Origin of the sequence: Microcoleus sp. BM001215392, assembly GCF_036700185.1 — a bacterium.
Lineage (GTDB): Bacteria > Cyanobacteriota > Cyanobacteriia > Cyanobacteriales > Microcoleaceae > Microcoleus.
Window position 1 is genome coordinate 1 of sequence record NZ_JAUBOJ010000456.1, and the last position, 5,366, is coordinate 5,366.

The 5,366-nt window shown below is 45.7% G+C and carries 6 protein-coding genes; 3 read left to right on the forward strand and 3 right to left on the reverse strand.

All coding sequences use genetic code 11. From position 1 onward, the window contains the following. Positions 1 to 180: 180 nt before the first annotated feature. A complete protein-coding gene (locus QT974_RS30555; protein ID WP_333472132.1) occupies positions 181 to 585 on the reverse strand; it encodes a DUF4359 domain-containing protein in 405 nt (134 codons plus the stop codon). A 299-nt stretch (positions 586 to 884) separates the two neighbouring features. Beyond that, complete coding sequence (locus QT974_RS30560; protein ID WP_333472133.1) at positions 885 to 1,850, reverse strand: M48 family metallopeptidase; 966 nt, start codon at positions 1,848 to 1,850, stop codon at positions 885 to 887. A 223-nt stretch (positions 1,851 to 2,073) separates the two neighbouring features. Here QT974_RS30560 and QT974_RS30565 point away from each other — a divergent pair, with 223 nt between their 5' ends. Genes QT974_RS30565 through QT974_RS30575 form a run of 3 tightly spaced genes read left to right on the forward strand, consistent with a single transcriptional unit; the run spans position 2,074 to position 3,370 of the window. Continuing rightward, positions 2,074 to 2,625, forward strand: coding sequence for a 1,2-dihydroxy-3-keto-5-methylthiopentene dioxygenase (locus tag QT974_RS30565; RefSeq protein ID WP_333472134.1), 552 nt, complete (start codon positions 2,074 to 2,076; stop codon positions 2,623 to 2,625). 2 nt (positions 2,626 to 2,627) lie between these two features. Next, positions 2,628 to 3,044, forward strand: a complete 417-nt coding sequence (locus QT974_RS30570; RefSeq protein WP_333472135.1) for a XisH family protein — start codon at positions 2,628 to 2,630, stop codon at positions 3,042 to 3,044. Next, positions 3,032 to 3,370, forward strand: a complete 339-nt coding sequence (locus QT974_RS30575) for a XisI protein (protein ID WP_293182604.1) — start codon at positions 3,032 to 3,034, stop codon at positions 3,368 to 3,370. Before QT974_RS30570 ends, QT974_RS30575 begins: the two co-directional genes overlap by 13 nt. A gap of 132 nt (positions 3,371 to 3,502) precedes the next feature. Here QT974_RS30575 and QT974_RS30580 read toward each other — a convergent pair whose 3' ends face one another. Further along, positions 3,503 to 5,122: an NAD(P)/FAD-dependent oxidoreductase gene (locus tag QT974_RS30580; protein ID WP_333472136.1), complete on the reverse strand. Its 1,620-nt coding sequence runs from the start codon at positions 5,120 to 5,122 to the stop codon at positions 3,503 to 3,505. Positions 5,123 to 5,366: the final 244 nt, after the last annotated feature.

A 5,366-nucleotide genomic window follows, 5' to 3' on the forward strand; every position in this document is an offset into this window, starting at 1 on the left:
ACTGCGGTCATGCTTCGCCCCTACAAACATATTTGCTTGCGCCCTGATGCACCCGCGGGCTTGATTAAAAATATGTACTGCCATTATCCGAATTATTCGAGATTTAGTGGCAGAGAATTACGCAAGTAAAAACCGGGCTCGATCTAAAACCCGGTTTCTATAATTTAACTTAATTTGACATTACTTTTCAGCAGTTTCGGAACTAGGTGGGAGGGTAACGAAATTCCCAAAAGCTCCAACCGTTTGATAGCTTTTTTTACCCAGTTGAGTTGTGTAAATGCTGACAACGCCTAAGTTCTGACGTTCCGTTGTATTGTCGAGCAAGTGTTCGATAGATCCCCGCTGCGAAGTCAGCAAAGTCTCTGCAACGCCACTCAAAGCTTTGGGTACGCGAGAATCATTGCGCACAGTGTTTTTAAACTCGGTTTCGAGCACGCCGGAAGCATAAGTTAGGTATTTGTCTCTCGGAGGATTTGTAAATGCCATCCCGGCGGCTAGCACGCTTAGGGCGATCGCAACTTTTCCGACATTGCCGAAAAAATTAGAAGTTGGCTTGTGAGTATTCATTGGTTTATCAATAATCATTTTTTTTCCTAGCCCGATTGAGTTATAAGCTTATCTAGATTTAAACTACACCTTCTGAGAAACAGATTTCAGAAAGGAGAGGACAGTTTTTAGATTGGAGGCGAGTTGCGGTTGCAAGCTATCGCGAGCGGGACGATCGCACTGAAATATAATTCGGATGTAGCCGGATGAGATATCCGCAGCCTGTCTTCCTTCTACTTTCCTCCCCCGCCCAAATCCGGTAAATTTTCAAAGACTTACACAAACAGTGCTTGAAGGCGCTAATTACAGCCGCAAGGTAATTGCGGCACATCCTCAACTTATTTTTGCTGAGATTTTTGTCGATCGATCTCCCGCTGCAATTCTTCAATCTGACGGCGCAAAGCCTCCGTCTCGCTGTTAGATGCTTGAGACTTGACATCAACCGCACCCTCAGCCACAGCCCGCTTGTAGTTACCCAGCTTAATTTGGCGGTATTCCTCCGAACTCGCCCAATCTCGCAAATACCGCAAACGTTCAACCGGGAAAGGGTGACTCAGCATCACGCCTTGGCCGCCGTTGTAAAGTAAAAATTTATACACTTGGTTGAGATTGTCGCGATCGAGCTCTTGATAGTTGTCAGACTGGCGGATAAATTCTTGCAAACTGCATTGGTCAGCATATTTACTGCTAACTCCCGAAAGTTTCATCATCGTTTTCATCACACCATTCAAATCATCCGTCACCAACAAAGCAGCCCGATCTGCCGACAATTCAGCCTTGCGCCGCCACTCGTAAAAAGCAAAAATTAAACCACTACCGACAATATTTCCCAGCCCCAAAGTCATCTCGCCAATTGTTGATGCAATGCTCATCGCCCACATCGCCATTTGATTTAAAGTTGGATGACCGCATTTGATGTGTCCCAACTCGTGAGCCAGAACCACCTTGATTTCTGACTCGTCCAACAAATCTAAAAGACCTGTATTTAAGACTATATAGGGTTGATTTTTCCCGAGAGCATAGCTGTTAACAGCGGGATTTTGAGACACAAACAAACCCGGTTCTGGAAAAATATCTAAAGCCTGCACGCACTCCCGAAATATATGATAAATGCTGGCATATTGGCGCGGGCCGACTTGTATGCTATTTCCCATTAGGTAAACAAATTGCGGTCGTTCGTAGACAAACTCTACAAATTTGCTAGCAATTAAGTCAAATCCAGGTACGCTGCGCAATGCGGCCTCGGCTTGGCGATCGAGGGGATGCTGAAAAGCTTCGCTAGAAATTCCTGTATAAGTAGGCATAGTTGTTGCAAAAGTTACATGAATAAGGTCAGTATGCCGATCGCCCGGTGCAGACAGACACCTGACTTATCAATCTTATCGCGACAAAATTGAACTGTTCTCGAACAGGCCGGAGAGCCTGTGCAAATTAGAGTTAAAATGGTTTTTCAGCAGCAGGTGCGATCGACAAACATCTTGCAAAGTGCCTCTGTATCGCCTCACTCAACAATTGGAACGTGCAAAAATGGCTATCCTGCGACACGAAAACGGTACAACCTACAATCAACTCAGCGACATTACTCGCGAACTCGCTCCCTTAAACATTCAACTCAACCGCTGGCCCGTGGGTGAAAATCCAGAAATTCAAAATTTATTAGCCAAAGACGCGCTCAGCGACAGCGAAAAAGAGCAAATCCTGCAAGCCCTCGACAGCTACTTCCAACAACTCCAGGAAACCGCAGGCTATCAATCCCGCGACTTAATCGTACTGCATCCAGACATTCCCAACCTCGACACCCTGCTGTCAAAATTCAACAACTGTCACATCCACGCCGACGATGAAGTGCGCTATATCGTAGCAGGCGAGGGCATTTTCGGCTTCGTGCGGCCCGATGGTAGCCAAGTAGAACTTACGGTACAGCCGGAAGAATTTATCAACGTGCCGGCGAATACGGAACACTGGTTTTATTTGACAGGAACACGGAAAATTAAAGCTGTGCGCTATTTTACCACCACAAGCGGCTGGACGCCGGAATACACGGATACTGAAATTCGTTTCCGCTTAGCCATAGTATAAATATGCCAGCTAAAGATAAGTTTCACGAACTCGTCAAAACTGCCCTCGAAAATCAGGGTTGGACAATTACCGATGACCCTTATCATATCGATCTCGGATTTGTTGATTTTTATATCGATCTGGGTGCAGAACAGTTATTAGCAGCTACAAAGGATAATGAAAAAATTGCGATTGAAATCAAAACGTTTTTGGCACCATCGACGATTTCAGAGTTTCATACCGCAGTGGGACAATTTATCAACTATCGGATTGCATTAGAATTTGACGATCCAGAGAGAACTCTTTACCTGGCAATTCCATTAAGTATTCACAGAAAATTTTTCAAATACTCATTTATTCAAACGGTAATTGAACGCAATCAAATTCCACTTTTAGTTTACGACACCGAAAAACAGGAGATTTCTGAATGGATAAAGTAAGTTTGTATCGTCAATATATTCAGGAATTGCTAACTGAACGATCTCAGAGGCGATCGCCTCACGATCCAGTTTCCAGCGAGACAATTTTCGATTTAGTCAGCGATCGCTATCAACTGGTTCATGTGGGTTGGAAAGATAGTAACACTCGAATTTATGGCTGCATAATTCATGTAGACATTAAAGATGGGAAAATTTGGGTACAGCATGACGGAACTGAAGAGGCGATCGCCAATCAATTAATAGCACGAGGCGTCCCATCCCAGGAAATTGTGCTAGCCTATCATGCACCTCATGTCCGACAATACACCGAATTTGCAGTTGGTTGATCTGAGATGTTACATCAACAGCAACAGGCAAGATGGCTGTTCCACAAGAAATTTAATCTTTGTGGAACAGGCCGGAAAGCCTGTTCATAAAAGGCTAATTGACATTGGTGCAAAATCTTAGTTAATCCCACCTCAAACTTTGTGATTTGAAGATTGCAAAATACTCAAAGCAACCGCCTCCGCTACCTTGATTCCATCAATCCCCGCCGACAGAATTCCACCCGCATATCCCGCACCTTCCCCAGCAGGATAAAGCCCTTCAGTATTCAAACTCTGATAATCCTCTTTGCGTTTAATCCGAATTGGTGAAGAAGTGCGCGTTTCCACTCCAGTCAAAACCGCATCATCCATCGCAAATCCTTTAATTTGTTTGTCAAAAGCCGGAAGTGCTTCGCGGATGGCTGCGATCGCAAAATCCGGCAAACTTGCGCTCAAATCAGTCATCACAACACCAGGCGTATAAGAAGGCTGCACAGCGCCTAGCGCCGTCGAAGGGCGATTCGCCAAAAAATCTCCTACAAGCTGCCCAGGGGCGTTGTAAGTGCCTCCTCCTAACTCAAATGCCCGTTCTTCTAGGCGGCGTTGAAACTCAATTCCCGCCAGCGGATGACCGGGATAATCTTCCGGCGTGATACCCACCACAATCCCGCTGTTAGCATTGCGTTCGTTGCGAGAATATTGACTCATCCCATTTGTCACAAGCCGCCCCGGTTCCGACGCCGCCGCCACTACCAAACCGCCGGGACACATACAGAAACTGTACACAGAACGATTATTTGCGCAGTGGTGAACCAGTTTGTAATCGGCGGCACCTAAAAGCTTGTGGCCCGCCCGATCGCCAAAACGACAGCGATCGATCGCACTTTGGGGATGTTCCACCCGAAAACCAATCGAAAAAGGTTTAGCCTCGATGTAAACCCCGCGCGAGAATAACATCTCAAAAGTATCGCGGGCGCTGTGTCCTACCGCCAGAACTATATAATTACTAGCAATATATTCTCCACTCGCCGTGGTAATTCCCTGCACCTTTCCATTTTCGATGTGAATATCTTCGACACGAGTTTGAAACCGAATCTCTCCGCCTAATGCTTCAATTTGGGAGCGAATACTTTGGACAATTCCCACCAATTTAAACGTGCCAATATGCGGCTTATTAATATATAAAATTTCCGGTGACGCTCCCGCATTCACAAGTTCTGTCAGCACTTTGCGCCCGTAATGCTGAGGATCTTTTACTTGGCTGTAGAGCTTGCCATCGGAAAAAGTACCCGCGCCACCTTCGCCAAACTGGGCGTTAGATTCTGGGTTGAATTCAGTTTTTTTCTTCCAAAATCCAAAGGTGTCAGCGGTGCGATCGCGCACAGCTTTGCCGCGTTCCAACAAGATCGGGCGAAACCCCATTTGTGCCAGCATCAGCCCTGCAAACATACCGCACGGCCCCGTACCGATCACAATGGGTCGAACCCTCAAATTGCTGGGGGCTCGGGCTACATAGCGATAACTCGTGTCTGGCGTTACCATCACATGAGGGTCTTTTTTGAAGCGTTGGAGAAGTTGCTTGGACTGTGTTGTCTCGACATCCACAATATAGACAAGCACTATTTCGGCTTTTTTGCGAGCATCGTAGCTGCGCTTAAAGATGGTATAGCTGAGCAATTCTTCGGGGGGAATTTGCAGCTTTTTGAGAATGGCGCTGGCGATCGCATCTTCAGCATGATCTAAGGGAAGTTTGATTTCGGTTATTCGTAACATATAGTAGTTGTCAGTTGTCAGCAGTCAGCAGTCAGTAGTCAGCAGAAAAATCAAATAAAATCAGTCGAATAAAAGTATTTAGGAATTACCAGAAAGAATTGGTTGAAAACCCCAAGCCTTCGAGGTAGAAATAAAAATCAGACTATTTATTACTCCAATCCTCGGACTTTTAGGTAGAGGTCGCTATCAAACTGTCAACTGTCAACTGTCAACTGTCAACTGTCAACTGTCAACTGTCAACTGT

Excerpts from the sequence above, each read along its gene's own strand:
- QT974_RS30565 (WP_333472134.1), top strand. The coding sequence starts at position 2,074 with ATGGCTATCCTGCGACACGAAAACGGTACAACCTACAATCAACTCAGC.
- QT974_RS30575 (WP_293182604.1), top strand. The coding sequence starts at position 3,032 with ATGGATAAAGTAAGTTTGTATCGTCAATATATTCAGGAATTGCTAACT.
- QT974_RS30580 (WP_333472136.1), bottom strand. The coding sequence starts at position 5,122 with ATGTTACGAATAACCGAAATCAAACTTCCCTTAGATCATGCTGAAGAT.
- QT974_RS30570 (WP_333472135.1), top strand. The coding sequence starts at position 2,628 with ATGCCAGCTAAAGATAAGTTTCACGAACTCGTCAAAACTGCCCTCGAA.
- QT974_RS30560 (WP_333472133.1), bottom strand. The coding sequence starts at position 1,850 with ATGCCTACTTATACAGGAATTTCTAGCGAAGCTTTTCAGCATCCCCTC.
- QT974_RS30555 (WP_333472132.1), bottom strand. The coding sequence starts at position 585 with ATGATTATTGATAAACCAATGAATACTCACAAGCCAACTTCTAATTTT.